General features: G+C 70.8%; 14 protein-coding genes and 2 pseudogenes. 10 read left to right on the top strand and 6 right to left on the bottom strand.

What is annotated here, in order from left to right:
* The first annotated feature begins 19 nt into the window (after positions 1 to 19).
* The 9 genes and pseudogenes from ACFYOH_RS36750 to ACFYOH_RS36710 all read left to right on the top strand — a co-directional run bounded on the left by ACFYOH_RS36750 (position 20) and on the right by ACFYOH_RS36710 (position 8,246).
* Positions 20 to 466 (top strand): DUF6010 family protein, encoded by a 447-nt coding sequence (locus tag ACFYOH_RS36750; protein ID WP_388634972.1) that lies wholly within the window; start codon positions 20 to 22, stop codon positions 464 to 466.
* Between the two features lie 3 nt (positions 467 to 469).
* The gene (locus ACFYOH_RS36745) at positions 470 to 1,051 is read left to right on the top strand and encodes a TIGR03086 family metal-binding protein (RefSeq protein ID WP_388634970.1); all 582 of its coding nucleotides are present in this window, start codon (positions 470 to 472) and stop codon (positions 1,049 to 1,051) included.
* Positions 1,052 to 2,001: 950 nt separating this feature from the next.
* Positions 2,002 to 2,754 carry an MBL fold metallo-hydrolase gene (locus tag ACFYOH_RS36740; protein ID WP_388634968.1) on the top strand — a complete coding sequence of 251 codons (753 nt, stop codon included), beginning with the start codon at positions 2,002 to 2,004 and terminating at the stop codon, positions 2,752 to 2,754.
* A 120-nt stretch (positions 2,755 to 2,874) separates the two neighbouring features.
* Complete coding sequence (locus ACFYOH_RS36735) at positions 2,875 to 3,522, top strand: GntR family transcriptional regulator (RefSeq protein ID WP_388634966.1); 648 nt, start codon at positions 2,875 to 2,877, stop codon at positions 3,520 to 3,522.
* The gene (locus ACFYOH_RS36730; protein WP_388634964.1) at positions 3,519 to 4,430 is read left to right on the top strand and encodes a dihydrodipicolinate synthase family protein; all 912 of its coding nucleotides are present in this window, start codon (positions 3,519 to 3,521) and stop codon (positions 4,428 to 4,430) included. The genes ACFYOH_RS36735 and ACFYOH_RS36730 overlap by 4 nt, the downstream gene beginning before the upstream one ends.
* Complete coding sequence (gene araD, locus ACFYOH_RS36725; protein WP_388634962.1) at positions 4,427 to 6,160, top strand: L-arabinonate dehydratase; 1,734 nt, start codon at positions 4,427 to 4,429, stop codon at positions 6,158 to 6,160. Before ACFYOH_RS36730 ends, araD begins: the two co-directional genes overlap by 4 nt.
* A gap of 140 nt (positions 6,161 to 6,300) precedes the next feature.
* A pseudogene (locus ACFYOH_RS36720) lies at positions 6,301 to 6,929 on the top strand (carbohydrate ABC transporter permease); the annotation flags it as partial.
* Positions 6,917 to 7,283, top strand: a pseudogene (locus tag ACFYOH_RS36715) (glycoside hydrolase); the annotation flags it as partial. The pseudogenes ACFYOH_RS36720 and ACFYOH_RS36715, both read left to right, overlap by 13 nt.
* 165 nt (positions 7,284 to 7,448) lie before the next feature.
* Entirely contained in the window at positions 7,449 to 8,246 is a 798-nt protein-coding gene (locus ACFYOH_RS36710; RefSeq protein ID WP_388634960.1) for an HAD family acid phosphatase, read from the top strand.
* A gap of 106 nt (positions 8,247 to 8,352) precedes the next feature.
* Here ACFYOH_RS36710 and ACFYOH_RS36705 read toward each other — a convergent pair whose 3' ends face one another.
* Together ACFYOH_RS36705 and ACFYOH_RS36700 are read right to left on the bottom strand one after the other, a co-directional pair.
* Entirely contained in the window at positions 8,353 to 9,183 is an 831-nt protein-coding gene (locus ACFYOH_RS36705; protein ID WP_388634958.1) for a hypothetical protein, read from the bottom strand.
* On the bottom strand, positions 9,180 to 9,749 hold the full coding sequence (locus tag ACFYOH_RS36700; RefSeq protein ID WP_388634956.1) for a SigE family RNA polymerase sigma factor: 570 nt from the start codon (positions 9,747 to 9,749) through the stop codon (positions 9,180 to 9,182). The genes ACFYOH_RS36705 and ACFYOH_RS36700 overlap by 4 nt, the downstream gene beginning before the upstream one ends.
* A 169-nt stretch (positions 9,750 to 9,918) precedes the next feature.
* On the opposite strand from ACFYOH_RS36700, the gene ACFYOH_RS36695 reads away from it, so the two are divergent.
* A complete protein-coding gene (locus ACFYOH_RS36695) occupies positions 9,919 to 11,316 on the top strand; it encodes an NCS2 family permease (RefSeq protein ID WP_388634954.1) in 1,398 nt (465 codons plus the stop codon).
* Positions 11,317 to 11,338: 22 nt separating this feature from the next.
* Here ACFYOH_RS36695 and ACFYOH_RS36690 read toward each other — a convergent pair whose 3' ends face one another.
* The 4 genes from ACFYOH_RS36690 to ACFYOH_RS36675 are packed head-to-tail and all read right to left on the bottom strand — an operon-like array spanning position 11,339 to position 15,714.
* On the bottom strand, positions 11,339 to 12,793 hold the full coding sequence (locus tag ACFYOH_RS36690) for a peptidoglycan D,D-transpeptidase FtsI family protein (protein WP_388634952.1): 1,455 nt from the start codon (positions 12,791 to 12,793) through the stop codon (positions 11,339 to 11,341).
* Between the two features lie 54 nt (positions 12,794 to 12,847).
* Positions 12,848 to 13,507, bottom strand: a complete 660-nt coding sequence (locus tag ACFYOH_RS36685) for a response regulator (protein ID WP_388634950.1) — start codon at positions 13,505 to 13,507, stop codon at positions 12,848 to 12,850.
* A gap of 30 nt (positions 13,508 to 13,537) precedes the next feature.
* Entirely contained in the window at positions 13,538 to 14,776 is a 1,239-nt protein-coding gene (locus ACFYOH_RS36680) for a sensor histidine kinase (RefSeq protein WP_388634948.1), read from the bottom strand.
* Entirely contained in the window at positions 14,773 to 15,714 is a 942-nt protein-coding gene (locus ACFYOH_RS36675) for a hypothetical protein (protein ID WP_388634946.1), read from the bottom strand. The genes ACFYOH_RS36680 and ACFYOH_RS36675 overlap by 4 nt, the downstream gene beginning before the upstream one ends.
* Positions 15,715 to 15,768: the final 54 nt, after the last annotated feature.

Here is a 15,768-nt window from a genome sequence, read left to right as displayed (position 1 = left end):
CGAACCTACTGTCGGCGCCATGCGTTACATCGCACCGATCCTGATCGGTCTCGTCTACGTCCTGCTGATGTCCCTCGTCCCGGAACGCCACCGGCGCCGCCTGAACGCGGTCATGGTGGCCGGCGCGGGCGCCGCCTACCTCAGCGGCGGCGGCCTCGGCGGCTGGGAGTTCGCGTTCACCGCGGTCGCCACCTACGTCGCCTACCAGGGCCTCGACTCCTGGGTCTGGATCGGCGTCGGCTGGCTGCTGCACACGGCCTGGGACGTCGTGCACCACCTCAAGGGACACCCGATCATCCCGTTCGCCCACGACTCCTCGTTCGGCTGCGCGCTGTGCGACCCGGTGATCGCGGTGTGGTGCCTGGGCGGCGGGCGCTCGCCGTGGGAGTGGCTGCGGGGCACCGATGAGTTTGCGCGGGCCGGCCGGTCAGTCCTTCGTACGAGGAGTGCACCCGTGAAGGAATGAGGCATGACCATGATCGACCTCGGCCCCCAGACCCTGGTCGTGGCGCGGCTCGCCGAGTCCGTGACCGACGAGCAGTTGTCGGCCCGCACCCCGTGTCCCGAGCTGGCGGTGCGGAATCTGCTGGGCCACGTGCTGTACCTGTCCATCGCCTTCCGTGACGCGGCCCGCAAGGACCTCGGTACGACGACGGACACCAGCCCGAACGCCGCGGTGCCGGACATCGGCGCCGGCTGGCGCGAGGAGCTGCCCAAGGTCCTGGACGAACTGGCCGACGCCTGGCGCGATCCGGCGGCCTGGACCGGCATGACCCGCGCGGGCGGGGTGAACCTGCCGGGCGAGGTGGCCGGCGCCGTCGTCGCCGACGAACTGGTCGTCCACGGCTGGGACCTGGCCCGCGCCGTCGGCCGGGACTATGCTCCCGACGCCGCGGCCCTGGACTCGGCCCACGGCTTCCTGCTGGGGGCCGCCGAGGACCCGAGCCGCGGCGGCGGCATCTTCGGTCCGGTCGTCCCGGTGCCGGCGGAGGCACCCCTGCTGGACCGGGTGGTGGGGCTGAGCGGCCGGGACCCGATGTGGCGTCCATGACTGAGTAGGAGGGCATCGGCTCGGCGCCGAGAGAATGCGAACAACTGTCCTGCGGGTCGTCGGTCAGGGTGGTCGCCGGACGAATGACGGTCGTTAGTGCGGTGGTCGTACTGCGGTCCGATGCCGTGAAGCTGGTGGTGCAGGTGAAGCTGCTGCCGACGCCCGAGCAGGCGTCGGCTCCGGAGGCGACCCTGCGTGCCTGCAACCCTGGCCCTTCCACCAGCTCGGACAGCACCTCGCCTGCAAAGCACGCAAGGCCGGAGTGCCCCCTCGCTGGGCCGGCCGATGTGGTCGCCGGGGTCCACGTGCGCGACCGCGCGCGCTCGGCGTGGGTGCTTGTCACCGCACCCGCACTCCCCCTGACAGTTGCTGGGGACTGGGTGGATGCTACCCGTGACCGTCCTGGCGTAGGGGGCAGTCGGGAGCGCGACGAGGTGTGAACGACCGAGAGAACAAGCTCGGCCGTTCACGGCCGAGAAGGTGACTGTTCGCATGACGACACAGCACATCGCACCGCGTCCGGGACCGGCCGACCGGGGTGAGCGGGACCCCCGTGCCTGGGTGGCTCCGGCGATCGCGACGGTTCTGCTGGTTGTGCCCGGTCCGGCCGCGGTCACGTTCGCCGGGCTCTCCGTGATGGCGACGGACAGCTGCGGCCCCGATGACTGCTCGGCCGCGTTGAACACGTCCCTGTCCTGGATCTTCGGCCTGATCTCCTACGGCGGACCGCTCTCCGCCGTGGCGCTGCTCATGGCCTGGGTGCTGCCCTGGAAGCGCCGCTGGTCGGTGCCGCAGACCTGGACGGCGGCCGTCGCGCTGATACCGCCCCTCACGGTGCTGTACCCGTGTTCACACTGCCCGCCCCGTAAGGGAGCACCATCACGAGAAGCCCGGGTTCCACTTGTCGAGGTGAGCCGGGGCAGGCGCACCCGCCGTCGTACTCTCCCCCCATGCCACTCACGCTCACCGTCCTCGGTACCGCCTCCCCGCACCCCGGCCCGGACCGGCCCTGTTCCGGATACCTGCTGTCCGGCGGGGGTGCCGAGGTGTGGGTGGACGCGGGGCCCGGCACGTTCGCCGCGTTGCAGCGGCACACGGACCCCGCGCGACTGACCGCGATCTGGATCTCCCATCTGCACGCCGACCACAGCGCCGATCTGCTGCCCGCCGCCTACGCGTTCGCCTTCGGCGGGATGACCCCGGCCGCGCCGATCCCGGTGTACGCCCCGCAGGACTGCGCCCGCCGGCTGGCCGGGTTCCTCGGGCGGGCGGACGTCGACTTCCTCAAGGGCGTCTTCGACTTCCGGGCCCTGTACGACGGCCATGACGTGCGGCACTGGAACCTCCGCCTCACCGCACGCGCCGTCGCCCACGACACCGAGGCGTACGGGCTGCGCGCCGAGTGCCAGGGGAGCGTGCTCGCCTACTCCGGGGACAGCGGACCCTGTGCCGCACTCGGTGAACTCGCGGCCCGGGCCGACCTGTTCCTGTGCGAGGCGGACATCGGTGAACGTCCCGACAGCGAACAGGTCCATCTGACGCCGGAGGACGCGGGCCGGATCGCCCTTGAGGCCCGGGTGCGCGAACTGCTCGTCACCCATGTCGGACCCACGCTCACCCGCGAGGAAGCCACCGCCCGCGCCGCCACGGTCTCCGGCCGGCCCACGCACACCGCCGTCGAGGGCGACACCCGCACCGTCTGAGGTCGCCACCCACCTGCTTTGTCATAGGCATTGACGAAACACGGCACCCCTCCTACCTTCAACGCGTCGTACTTCGTACGTCATATATGAGACGCGATATGTGAGATCCGAGAGGGCCGCATGACCTCTGTGCCCACCCCGATCCCGTCCCGCACGCAGTACGTGCTGGACGCGATCAAACACCGCATCCTGACCGGTCAGCTGACGCCAGGTCAGGCTCTGGTCGAGACGGAGCTGGCCGCGCAGTACGGGGTGTCGAAGACCCCGGTGCGGGAGGCGCTGAAGACGCTCGCCGGGACCGGGCTCGTCGTGATGAGCCAGTACAAGGGCGTCACGGTGCGCATGGTGGACGCGGACATGGCACGCGAGGTCTACGACGTGCGGCTGCTGCTGGAGCCGGAGGCGCTGCGCAGAGCCGTCCGGCGAGGTGCCTCCCTGGACGCCGCGCGCGACGCGCTGAACCGGGCCGACGCCGCCCACGACACCGCCGAACGGTCGCTCGCCAACCGGGAGTTCCACCGCGCCCTCTATCTGCCGTGCGGCAATCCGCTGCTCGGCCGGATGCTGGACGAGGTCCGCGACCAGGCCGCGCTGGTCTCCGCCGTCGCCTGGGCCGCCGACCCCTCCTGGGAGCGGGAGGCCGCCGAGCACCGGGAGATCCTCCGGATCGCGCTGGGCGGCGACGCCGACGGCGCGGCCGCCGCCCTGCACGCCCACATCGCCTCCTTCGTCCGGCGCGCGTTCCCCGCAGAGGAAGGTCGTTCATGAGCAGCGTGACGTTCGAGCCCCAACGGGCGGCCCTGGCCGACGTGGTGGCCATCCCGGTGACCCCCTTCGCCGCGGACGGCTCCGTCGACGCCGGCACCCACCGGGCCCTGCTGCGTCGCCTGCTCGACGGCGGGATCCGCACCCTCACCCCGAACGGCAACACCGGCGAGTTCTACGCCCTCACCCCCGAAGAGCGCCGCTTGGTCACCGAGTCGACCGTCGAGGAGACCGGCGACCGCGCTGCGGTCCTCGTCGGCGTCGGCCACGACCTGCCCACCGCCGTCGCCTCCGCCCGCCACGCCCGCGACCTCGGAGCCGGGATGGTCATGGTCCACCAGCCCGTCCACCCGTACGTCTCCGCGGCAGGCTGGGTCGACTACCACCGGGCCATCGCCGAGGCCGTGCCCGAGCTGGGCGTGGTGCCGTACATCCGCAACGCGCAGTTGCCCGGCGCCCGGCTCGCCGAACTCGCCGACCACTGCCCGAACGTCATCGGCGTGAAGTACGCCGTCCCGGACGCCGCCAAGTTCGCCGCCTTCGCCCGGGACGCGGGCCTCGACCGGTTCGTCTGGGTCGCCGGCCTCGCCGAGCCGTACGCCCCCTCCTACTTCTCCGCGGGCGCCACCGGCTTCACCTCCGGGCTCGTGAACGTCGCCCCGTCCGTTTCGCTGAACATGATGGAAGCGCTTCGATCCGGCGACTATCCGGCCGCCATGAAGATCTGGGAGCAGATCCGCCGTTTCGAGGAACTCCGCGCCGCCCACGCCTCCGCCAACAACGTCACGGTCGTCAAGGAAGCCCTCGCCGCGCTCGGCCTGTGCCGCCGCGACGTCCGCCCGCCGAGCAGGCCGCTGCCCGAGGACGAGCGCGCCGAGGTCGCCGCCATCGCCGAGGGGTGGTCCATGTGAACGCGCCCCGCAGGAAGCCCGAGGAACTGAGAAGCCATCAGTGGTACGGAACCGACGGACTGCGGTCGTTCAGTCATCGGGCCCGGACCCGGCAGCTCGGGTACCTGTCCGAGGAGCACCTGGGCAAGCCCGTGATCGCCGTGCTCAACACGTGGTCGGACATCAACCCGTGCCATGCGCATCTGCGGGACCGCGCCCAGGCGGTGAAGCGGGGGGTGTGGCAGGCCGGCGGGTTTCCGCTGGAGTTCCCGGTCTCGACGCTGAGCGAGACCTTCCAGAAGCCGACGCCGATGCTCTACCGGAACCTGCTGGCGATGGAGACCGAGGAACTGCTGCGGTCCTACCCGGTCGACGGGGCCGTCCTGATGGGCGGGTGCGACAAGTCCACGCCCGCGCTGCTGATGGGTGCGGCCAGCGCCGATCTGCCCGCCGTCTTCGTGCCCGCCGGGCCCATGCTGCCGGGGCACTGGCGGGGCGAGGTGCTCGGGTCCGGTACGGACATGTGGAAGTACTGGGACGACAAGCGGGCCGGCCTGATCGGCGACTGCGAGATGACCGAGCTGGAAAGCGGGCTCGCGCGCTCCCCGGGGCACTGCATGACCATGGGTACGGCGTCCACGCTGACCGCCGCCGCCGAGGCCCTCGGTGTGACCGTGCCGGGCGCGTCGAGCATTCCCGCCGTCGACTCCGGACACGAGCGGATGGCCGCCAAGGCCGGGATGACGGCCGTGGAGCTGGTACGCAACGACCGGAGGCTGTCGCGGATCCTCACACGTGAGGCGTTCGAGGACGCGGTCACGACGGTGCTCGGACTCGGCGGCTCCACCAACGCCGTGATCCATCTGATCGCCATGGCGGGCCGGGCCGGCGTGAAGCTCACCCTCGACGACTTCGACCGCATCGCCCGGACCGTGCCCGTCCTCGCCAACGTCCGCCCCGGCGGCCGGAAGTACCTGATGGAGGACTTCCACTTCGCGGGCGGCCTGCCCGGCTTCCTCTCCCGCATCACCGACCTGCTCCACCTGGACCGGCCGACGGTGTCGTACGACACCCTGCGCGAGCAGTTGCGGGGCGCCCAGGTGCACCACGACGACGTCATCCGCCCCCGCGACAACCCGGTCGCGAGCGAGGGCGGCGTCGCGGTCCTGCGCGGCAACCTCTGCCCGGACGGCGCGGTGATCAAGCACATCGCGGCCGAGCCCCGCCTGCTCAAGCACACCGGCCCTGCGGTCGTCTTCGACGACTACAGGACCATGCAGCGCACCATCAACGACCCGGCGCTCGGCATCACCGCCGACAGCGTGCTGGTGCTGCGGGGCGCAGGTCCCAAGGGCGGCCCGGGCATGCCCGAGTACGGCATGCTCCCCATCCCCGACCACCTGCTGAAGCAGGGCGTGCGGGACATGGTCCGGATCTCCGACGCCCGGATGAGCGGCACGAGTTACGGCGCCTGTGTGCTGCACGTGGCTCCGGAGTCGTACATCGGCGGCCCGCTGGCGCTCGTGCGGACCGGGGACCTCATCACCCTGGACGTCGAGGCCCGCAGCCTCCGTCTCCACGTGGACGACGCGGAACTGGAGCGCAGGCGCGCCGCGTGGACGCCGCCGCCCGCCCGTTACGAGCGCGGCTACGGCGTCCTCTACAACGGCCAGATCACCCAGGCCGACACCGGCTGCGACTTCGAGTTCCTGGCCCGGCCGGGCCAGGTGCCGGACCCGTACGCCGGCTGACCCACGCATCGAGAGAGGTGAAGCGCTTCACCCATGCGTATGCGGCAAGCGCTTCCTGTACGAGCTGTAACCGCCCCACTGCGAACGGAGAACAGTCATGGCCCAAGCCGCAGCCGTGGCGAAACCGGCGGCCCTGCTGAGGCTTCATCGCCTACCCGGTGCTCAGCGTCTTCTACTACAGCCTGCAGAACTACAACCCGACCAAGCCGTGGCGGAACGGTTTCGCGGGCCCAGGCAACTTCACGCAGATCTTCGCCCACGTCCCCCAGTTCCGGGACACGCTGACCTTCGGCGCCAAGTGGGTCGTGGCCGAGGTCGGCCTGCAGCTGCTGTTCGGTCTGGCGCTGAGCCGCGCCCTGGTCTTCTCCCCGTGGACCGTCTCCGGCGTGCTGACCTCCGCGATCTGGGTGCTGCTCTACAACTCCCAGACGGGCATCACCCGTTACACGCCGATGCGGGGATCGGGTCGTGCGGCACCAGCCGGCTCTCGGACGCCTCGGCCGTCTTCCCGGCGGCGGTCGTCGCCGATCTCTCGACGGGGCCGGCCGGGTCAAGCAGTTCTGGCACATCACTGCCCCATCTGAAGGACGCGATCGTCCTGTCCACAATGCTGCGGGCGGTGTAGGAGTTCAACAACGTCGACCTGCTCTACACCCTGACGGGCGGCGGCCCGGCAGGGCAGACCACGACCCTGCCCCTCTACATCGCCAACACCAGTGTCTACGCCCACAACTTCGGCTACGCCTCCGCCCTGACCACGGTGGCGTACCGGGGGCGTGGGACGGGCTCGTGGTGCTCGGGGACGCGTTCTGCTGGATCGGTCTGGAGCGGGCCGCCGACGGGACGGTCCGGCTCGTGCACCGGTTCGCGGAGGCGGTCGCCGACGGGTGTGCCCTGCCGCACGCCCGAGAGACGGGCCCGGCTGCGGATCGAGGTCGGCGCCGGGGCGCGCTGCCGGTTCTCGTACGACGTCGGGGACGGCCCGTAGCCGTCCGGGCCGGTCTTCACGGCCACCCCCTGGCGCTGGGTGGGCGCCCTGCTCGGCCTGTTCGCCGTCGCGTCCGATGGACCGGGACACGCGGGGGCGGCCGGCTTCACCCGGTTCCGGATCACACCCCTGTGACGGTGTAAAACCCGGGGAGCGCGACGATCGGCGCGACGACGAACTGATGTGTCCGCGACAACTGAACCTATCGATCGGATAACAGGCCTCGCACGCTGGGGTGTTATGCGCGTAGACATACTCCGACCTGGTACATCACTCTCATCCACCAGATCCGGAGAATCCATGCGGAAGTCCCACAGAGTCGTCGCCGCCGGTGCCGCCTGTGCGCTCGCCGGTGTCGCGCTGTACGGCGCGGGCGTGGCCACCGCCGGTCAGTCGACGGCGAACTCCACCCACGAGCCCTACAACATCGGGCAGTTGGTGAAGGACATCGACACCTACTACGGCACCCACGCCGACAGCAACGGCGTCTATCAGGCGTCCCCGGACAGCCCGTACGCCCAGGACCTGGCCGGCATCGACGCCGACGCCGAGCGCTACATCGACAAGGCGGCCCGCAAGGCGCACCGCCACGGCGAGAAGCCGGCCGTCATGTTCGACATCGACGACACGCTGCTGCTCAGCCTCGACTACGAGAAGCGCTACAACTACACGTACAACCCCGCCACGTGGAACGACTACGTGAACCGCGCCGACCGCCCGGCCGTCTTCGGCAGCCCCGAGCTGGTGCAGTACGCCGAGTCCAAGGGCGTCGAGGTCTTCTACAACTCCGGCCTGAGCGAGGCCCAGCGCGCCGCCGCGGTCGCGAACCTGAAGAAGGTCGGCGCCGATGTGAACCTCGACGCCGACCACATGTTCCTCAAGGACAAGGCCAACCCGCCCGCCTACCTGAGCGACTGCGCCACCCCGACCGCCTGGAACTGCACGACCGTGCAGTACAAGTCCGGGACGCGCAAGCACATCGAGGACGACCTGGGGTACGAGATCATCGCCAACTTCGGCGACCAGTACTCGGACCTCGACGGCGGCTACGCCGACCGCACGTACAAGCTGCCGAACCCGACGTACTTCGTCGGCTGAGCGTCAGCCGTACGTCCTGAGCAGCCGTTCGTACCCGGCCCCCGTCACCGGCAGCACCGTGCCGTGGCGGGGGCCGGCCGGAAGCGCGTAGTCCGTTCGGCTGTTTTCACGAGAGCGCGGCAAATCCACCGGTCACCGAGTACACACGCCCCTCGGCGGCACCCGTGATCGTGTAGCTGTCGCCCTTCGCGTCGCGCCCGCCCCGCGCATGGTCGTACTGCCCCGCGAACACCCACTGCCCCGCGGGCACCGTACGGCCCTCCTTGAGTCGCCACGTGTAGACGACGAGCCCGGCCTGCTCCTCGACCGTCTGCGTGAAGTCGCCCTCCGGCAGCGAGCGCCACGCCCCCGTCGAAAACACCCCACCGGTCTGTGCGACCTTCAACACCACCGTTAGCGAGCAGAGTTGCTTCGACGTCTTCAGCGTCAGATCGCTCTGCGCCCAGAAGTCGTTGCTGTGCGGGTCCACCGAGCCGTCCGACCGCAGGGGACCGCTCTGCTCGCCGTGCGCCACGGGCGGTTGCTGGGAGGCCGTCGGTGTCCGGGACGGCGTGATGCCCGGGGTGCGGGACGGGCGCGGGGTGCCCGGGCCCGGCACCGGACGGGCGGAATGCTCCGGTGGACGCCCGGTCACCTCCGGTGCGGAACCCGGCGTGGGGGAGACCGCGGCCGTCTGCCGGGCCGGCTGGTCGGTGCGGACCGCGGAGGCCACCGCATACCCGCCGACGGCGAGGACCCCGGCGACCGCCGCCGTCGCGCCGGCCACCCGCAGCCAGCCGAACACCGGCGGATGCGTGGCCCGGTGGCCGAAGGGGCGGGACTGCGCGGCCATGCCGCGCTCCACGCGGGCCAGGATGCGTGCGCGGTCGGGTGCGTGAGCCTCGGCCGCCTCGTGCAGCCGGGCGCGCAGCTCGTCGTGCACGTCCTGCCGCCTCATCGGTTCCTTCCTCCGCTCGCGGAGCCCCGGGCCGCCATCGCTGCGTGCACCCGCCGCGTATCGCCCTGCGGGCCGAGCAGTCGCTGGAGTTCGGCCATGCCCTTGGACGTCTGGCTCTTCACCGTACCCACCGAGACCCCGAGCGCCAGCGCGGTGTCCTTCTCCGAGAGGTCGAACGCGTGCCGGAGCACCACACACGCCCGTTTGCGGAACGGCAGTCTGCGCAGCGCCTCCTGCACGTCCACCACCCCGGCGACGTCCGGGTTCTGGGTCTTCTCCTCGCTGTGCGACCAGAACACCGCGATCCGCCGGCGCTCGCGCACCGCGCTGCGGATCCGGGTGCGGGCCAGGTTGGCGACCACGCCCCGCGCGTACGCCACCGGGTGGTCGGCCGCGCGCACCCGGTCCCAGCGGTGCCACAGCGCGAGCAGCGCGTCCGCCGCCAGATCGTCGGCGGCGTCCGGCTCACCGGTCAACAGGGAGGCGAGGCGGGAGAGTTCGGCGTAGTGCCGGTCGAAGAAGGCATGGAACTCCACGGAGGCGGCGTCGTCGACGACTGTGCCCACGGGTGACCTCTTCTCGGTGCGGCTCGGCGAGTGACCGTACGGGGAGTCGGACAACGTATGGTCCACCGAACCAGATTCCGTAACACAGGGAAAACCTGAAACAGGTTGAACGGGGGAACAATCCAGCCAGCATCCGCAAGCCGATCATCAGATGATGAGGAGTGGGACCATGTCAGTGGACCGGTACTTCAGGATCTCCGAGCGGGGATCCACCCTCAGCCGGGAGATACGCGGCGGTTTCGCCACGTTCTTCACCATGGCCTACATCCTTGTCCTGAATCCGATCATCCTGGGCAGCGCCAAGGACAAGTTCGGGCACACACTCGACACCGGGCAACTCGTCACCGCCACCGCGCTGGTGGCGTGTGTGATGACCATCGTCATGGGGGTCGGCGGCAACCTCCCGCTCGCCATCGCCGCCGGCCTCGGCCTGAACGCCGTCGTCGCCTTCCAACTGGCCCCGCTGATGAGCTGGCCGGACGCGATGGGCCTGGTGGTCCTGGAGGGCCTGATCATCTGTCTGCTGGTCCTCACCGGACTGCGGGAGGCCATCATGAACGCGATCCCGCAGCAGCTGAAGCAGGCCATCGGCGTCGGCATCGGCCTGTTCATCGCCTTCATCGGCCTCGTGGACGCCGGGTTCGTCAGCCGCATCCCGGACGCCGCGCACACCACCGTGCCCGTGCAACTGGGCGCCGTCGGACGCCTGACCGGCTGGCCCGTGCTCGTCTTCTGCCTCGGTGTGCTGCTGACCATCGCCCTGCTCGCCCGGAAGGTGAAGGGCGCGATCCTCATCAGCATCGTCACGATGACCGTCGTCGCGATCATCGTCAACGCCGTCGCCGACATCAAGAGCTGGGGCCTGACCACGCCCAAGGTCCCCGACAAGATCGTGGCCGCACCGGACTTCGGGCTCATCGGTCACTTCAGCCTGTTCGGCGGCTTCGCCAAGGCCGGCGTCCTCACCGCCGTCCTGCTGGTCTTCACCCTGATCCTGTCCGACTTCTTCGACGCCATGGGCACGATCGTCGGCATCAGCGCGGAGGCCGGACTGCTGGACGAGAAGGGGCAGGTGCCCGGCATCGGCCGGGTGCTGTTCATCGACGGCGCCGCGGCCGCCGTCGGCGGCATCGGCTCCGCCTCCTCCAACACCGCCTACATCGAGTCCGCGGCCGGCGTCGGCGAGGGCGCCCGCACCGGCCTCGCCAACCTCGTCACCGGGGGCCTGTTCGGCCTCGCCCTCTTCCTCACCCCGCTGCTCACCATCGTCCCGCTCCAGGCGGCGGCGCCCGCGCTGATCGCGGTGGGCTTCCTGATGATGACCCACGTCAAGCACATCGACTGGGACCGGTACGAGATCGCCATCCCGGCGTTCCTCACCATCGCGGCGATGCCGTTCACGTACTCCATCACCGACGGGATCGGCGCGGGGTTCGTGTCCTACGTGGTGATCAAGTCCGTGCTGGGCCGGGCGAGAGAGGTCAACTGGCTGTTGTGGGCCGTGTCGGCGCTGTTCCTCGTGTACTTCGCGATCGATCCGATCGAGCAGGTTCTCGGGGTGAAGTGAGGCACGCTCCTCACGGGGAGCCTCACTTCAACGCCGCCTGCATCATCGCCTTCGCCACCGGCGCCGCCAGACCGTTGCCGCTCACTTCCGACCGAGCCGCGTCCGACTGCTCCACCATCACGGCGACAGCCACTTCCTTGCCGTTGGTGTCGGACTTGGCGAAGGACGTGAACCAGGCGTACGGCGTCTTGCTGTTGTTCTCGCCGTGCTGGGCGGTGCCGGTCTTGCCGCCGACCGTGGCGCCGTCGATCAGGGCGTTCGTCCCGGTGCCGTCCTTGACCACCGTCTCCATCGCCGACTGGAGCTGCTCGGCGGTGGAGGAGCTGACGATCTGCTTGGTGTCCGCGCTGCCGTCGTAGTTCTGCAACACCTCACCGCCGCTGTCGGTGATCTGCGACACCATATGCGGCGACACCAGCTTGCCGCCGTTGGCTATGGCTGCGGACACCATGGCCATCTGCAGCGGGGTCGCGGTGACATCGAACTGGCCGATACCGGACAGCGCGGTCTGCGCCTGGTCCATGCCGGAGGGGTACCCGCTGGCGTAGGCCCGCACCGGCACGTCCTGCTTGTCGTCGTTGAAGCCGAACTTCTCGGCCATGGCCTTCACCTTGTCCTGGCCCAGCTGGACGGCCATGTGGCCGAAGACGTTGTTGCAGGAGTACTGCAGGGCGACGCGGATCGAGGCGTTCCCGCACGGCGCCGACTTGTTCTCGTTCTCCAGCACGTGCGTCGTGCCGGGCGGGGTGTACGGGGCGGGGCTGTCGGTCGGATCGTCCACGTTCTTGTACAGCCCGTCCTCCAATGCGGCCGCCGCCACGACCAGCTTGAACGTCGATCCCGGCGGCAGCGGCTGGCGCAGCGCGCGGTTGGTGAGCGGCTTGTCCTTGTCGGCGTTGAGCTGCTTCCAGGCGGTGCCGGCCGTGTTGGCGTCGGTGAGCGAGGAGGGGTCGTACGACGGCGTGGACACCGCCGCGAGGATCTTGCCGGTCTTCGGGTCGATCGCGACCGCGCCGCCCTTCGTGTCGCCGAGCGCGCGGTAGGCCGCCTTCTGCACGTCCGGGTCGAGCGTGGTGAGCACGTTGCCCGGGTCGGCGCGCTTGCCGGTGAGCGTGTCCAGCACGTTCTTCAGCCGGTCGTCCGTGCCGTTGAGCAGGTCCTTGTAGACGCCCTCCAGCTGGGTGGGGGCATAGGCCTGCGAGGCGTAGCCCGTCACCGCTGCGTAGAGCCTGCCGTCCGTGTACGTCCGCTTGTATACGAGGTCGCTCCCCTTGGTCCGGGTGGAGCCGGTGATCGCGTTTCCGGCCACGATGATGTTCCCGAGCGGCCGCGAGTACGTCCGGATCGCGTTCCGCCGGTTGTCGTTGTCGTCCGCGAGGGCCTTGCCGTCGTAGAACTGCACCCAGGTCGCCCTGACCAGCAGAACGAGCACGAGCAGCAGCGCGAAGACGGATGCCCGCCTGATCGTCTTGTTCATCCCGCTCCGAAGACGATCGAGAGGGGGCCGATCGTTCCCGTACGCCCCGTTTTCTCATCCTGTGCTCAGGAAACCGGCCTCGTACGCGGCGATCACCGCCTGGGTGCGGTCCCGGGTGCCCGTCTTCGCCAGCACCGCCGCGACGTGCGACTTCACGGTGGCGGGGCCGACGTCCATGCGCCGGGCGATCTCGGCGTTGGTCAGTCCGGCGGCCAGGTGCCGCAGCACCTCGCTCTCACGTCCGGTGAGCTTGCTCACCCACGCCGGCGGCGCGGGCGCCGTACGGGCGTGCTCGGCCGCGAGGGCCCGGACGGCCGACGGGAACAGCAGGCTGTCGGTGCGCGCGACCAGCCGTACCGCCTGCACCAGGGCGTCGGCGTCCGCCCGCTTGAGCAGGAACCCACAAGCTCCGGCGCGCAGCGCGTCGTACACGTAGGAGTCGTTCTCGAAGGTGGTGACGACCACGACCCGGGGCGGCTCGTCGAGCGTGGCGAGGATCTGTTCGGTGGCCCGGATGCCGTCGATCTGAGGCATGCGGACGTCCATGAGGACGACATCGGGCCGCAGCTCCCGGACGACGGACACGGCCTCGGCACCGGTCGCCGCCTCACCGACCACCTCCACATCGGGCTCGACGGAGAGGATGGCACGCAGGGCGGTGCGGACCATGCGCTCGTCGTCGGCGAGGACGATCCGGATCGCGGACTGGGGCATACGAGTCCTTTCAGCGGTCACGCCGCGGTATCAGGCAGCCTTCAACGGCAGTCGTACGGACAGGCGCCAGACGTCTCCCGACGGCCCCGCCTGAGCCGTGCCGCCGAGCAGCCGCACCCGGTCGGCGATGCCGCGCAGACCGTGGCCGCCGCCGGGGCGGGGAGCCGGGACGTCGCCCAGCGGGTTCTCGACGGTGATCTCCAGGTGCCCGGCGGCGGTGGCGATCCGGACGGCGACCGCCGTGCCGGCGTGCTTCAGCGCGTTGCTCAGGCCCTCCTGCACGATCCGGTACGCCTCGCGGGAGACCAGCGGCGGCAGTGCGGCGGGATCCGTGCCGACGGTGGCCGTCACGGGTTGCCCGGCGGCCCGGGTCCGGCGCAGCAGCCCGTCAAGGTCGGTCTCCAGGGTCGGCGCGGGCGCGGTGCCGGGCGCGTCGCCCTCACGCAACACGCCCAGTACGGCGTCCAGTTCGCCAACCGTGCGCCGGGTGGTCTCCTCGATGGCGGCGAGCGCCTCGCGGACGAACTCCGGGTCGGTGTCGAGGAGCCGGCGGGCCGCGCTCGCCTGGAGGGTGACGGCGCTCAGGGCGTGGCCGACGGAGTCGTGCAGCTCACGGGCCAGCCGGTTGCGTACGGCGAGGTCGGCGGCGCGGGCCTCGGCGGCGGCCAGCCGGTCCTGAGGGGTGGGCCCGAGCAGCGCGGGCGCCCAGCGGGCCAGCAGGGCCCCGCAGCCGGCGGCGCACGCGGCGAGCGTGAGCAGCATGGCCAGGCCGGCGACCGGTGACAGCGCCAAAGCCCAGGGGGTGCCGATGAGTTCGGGAGCGAGCGGGGAGTGGCCCAGCCCGGCGAGCACGGGTAGGACGATCAATGTCGCCGCGAACGGCGGGAAGGCCAGCGACATCCCGGCGATGATCCCGCCGAGGCCGAGGTGCAGCGTGAACCAGATGGCCGTGCGGCCCCGTTCGGCCCGCGTCCGGGCCGGGCCGTGGGCCAGCAGGTCCGCGTCGATCCCGCACAGGGCTCGTACCGCCGCCGATTCCAGCGGCCGGGTCAGCGGGAACGGCGAGGTGACGGCGGCGATCGGCAACCCGACCGCGAACGAGTCCAGTTGGAGGGGCAGGGACCGGAAGACGTCGTCCACACCGGTGAGCAGGCCGACGATCACCGAGCCGACGAGGACGTACGGCATGGCGAGCGCGCCGCCGAGGATCAGATGGATCCACCGGCGCCGCGCCCGGCCGCCGAACAGCGGCTGCAACACTCCTGTCACCGTGGCGCCTTGACGGGCCGGTCCCTGAGGAAGCGGGCGATGACGCTCGCCACGAGGAAGCCGCTGACCATCTGCCCAGCGTAGGTGAGATCGGTCAGCGCTGTCGGCCTGTCACCCGACACCAGCACCGCCAGCCACACCCATCCGGCCCAGCAGGCCACCGCCCCGGAACCGGTCCAGGCCAGCGTCAGGGGTACGGCGACCGGCAGCCCGCGGCCCCTGCGGAAGGCGAGCTGCCAGGCACCGGTGACGGCCGCGGTGAGGAAGAGGACGTAGACGCACTGCATGGACCGATGGCCGCCGCGGTCCAGGTCCGCCGCCCCACAGGCGCACAACAGCCGAACCGCGCCCGGGAACAGCGCGACGAGAGCCGCCGTCACGGCCGTCCGCCGCTGTGCCTTCGCCGGCCTGCTCCCGGCCGGCAGTTCCCCGACCCGCCCCCGCCACAGATGCCCCCAGCGCTCACGGGCGTACCCGGCGAACAGCGTGCCCAGAGCCAGTCCCTGCACGATGAACCCGCTGTAGACCACGCTGAAGACCCAGTCGGCCAGGAAGGGTCTACCGTCGCTGTGGCCGCCTTCGCCGCCGTGCAGGACCAGCTGCAGGGGGAAGCCCACCATGATGGGCGCGAGGAGTCCCACGGCGAGCCACATCGGCACCGCGAGCAGCCAGGCGGACACCCGCCGCCCCCACGGGCGTGTCAGCAGCAGCGCCAGCACGACCACGGTCGCGTCCATCAGCACCGTGAGGCCGTTGATGAGCGCCATGGTCAGCCGGTGCTCCAGCAGCGGACTGCCGTCCGGGATGCCGAGGTGACTCCCGGCGATCCAGGCGAGCTTGAGGGAGAGATACGGCAGGCAGGCGGCGATGGCGACGAGCCGGAGCGCGCGCCGCCGGGCGGAGACACCGGCGGGAACAGGGGCTGTTGAGATCGTCATGGCTCAACGCTCCCGCGCGGAGCGGGGAGTTCACCTCCTGCGGCCCGACGATCC

It is taken from the genome of Streptomyces sp. NPDC007856 (genome assembly GCF_042868225.1).
Lineage (GTDB): Bacteria > Actinomycetota > Actinomycetes > Streptomycetales > Streptomycetaceae > Streptomyces.
The sequence above is the reverse complement of the archived record's forward strand: the minus strand, read 5'-3'. Positions and strand labels throughout refer to the sequence as shown.

Excerpts from the sequence above, each read along its gene's own strand:
- ACFYOH_RS36750 (WP_388634972.1), top strand. The coding sequence starts at position 20 with ATGCGTTACATCGCACCGATCCTGATCGGTCTCGTCTACGTCCTGCTG.
- ACFYOH_RS36745 (WP_388634970.1), top strand. The coding sequence starts at position 470 with ATGACCATGATCGACCTCGGCCCCCAGACCCTGGTCGTGGCGCGGCTC.
- ACFYOH_RS36740 (WP_388634968.1), top strand. The coding sequence starts at position 2,002 with ATGCCACTCACGCTCACCGTCCTCGGTACCGCCTCCCCGCACCCCGGC.
- ACFYOH_RS36735 (WP_388634966.1), top strand. The coding sequence starts at position 2,875 with ATGACCTCTGTGCCCACCCCGATCCCGTCCCGCACGCAGTACGTGCTG.
- ACFYOH_RS36730 (WP_388634964.1), top strand. The coding sequence starts at position 3,519 with ATGAGCAGCGTGACGTTCGAGCCCCAACGGGCGGCCCTGGCCGACGTG.
- ACFYOH_RS36710 (WP_388634960.1), top strand. The coding sequence starts at position 7,449 with ATGCGGAAGTCCCACAGAGTCGTCGCCGCCGGTGCCGCCTGTGCGCTC.
- ACFYOH_RS36705 (WP_388634958.1), bottom strand. The coding sequence starts at position 9,183 with ATGAGGCGGCAGGACGTGCACGACGAGCTGCGCGCCCGGCTGCACGAG.
- ACFYOH_RS36695 (WP_388634954.1), top strand. The coding sequence starts at position 9,919 with ATGTCAGTGGACCGGTACTTCAGGATCTCCGAGCGGGGATCCACCCTC.
- ACFYOH_RS36690 (WP_388634952.1), bottom strand. The coding sequence starts at position 12,793 with ATGAACAAGACGATCAGGCGGGCATCCGTCTTCGCGCTGCTGCTCGTG.
- ACFYOH_RS36685 (WP_388634950.1), bottom strand. The coding sequence starts at position 13,507 with ATGCCCCAGTCCGCGATCCGGATCGTCCTCGCCGACGACGAGCGCATG.
- ACFYOH_RS36675 (WP_388634946.1), bottom strand. The coding sequence starts at position 15,714 with ATGACGATCTCAACAGCCCCTGTTCCCGCCGGTGTCTCCGCCCGGCGG.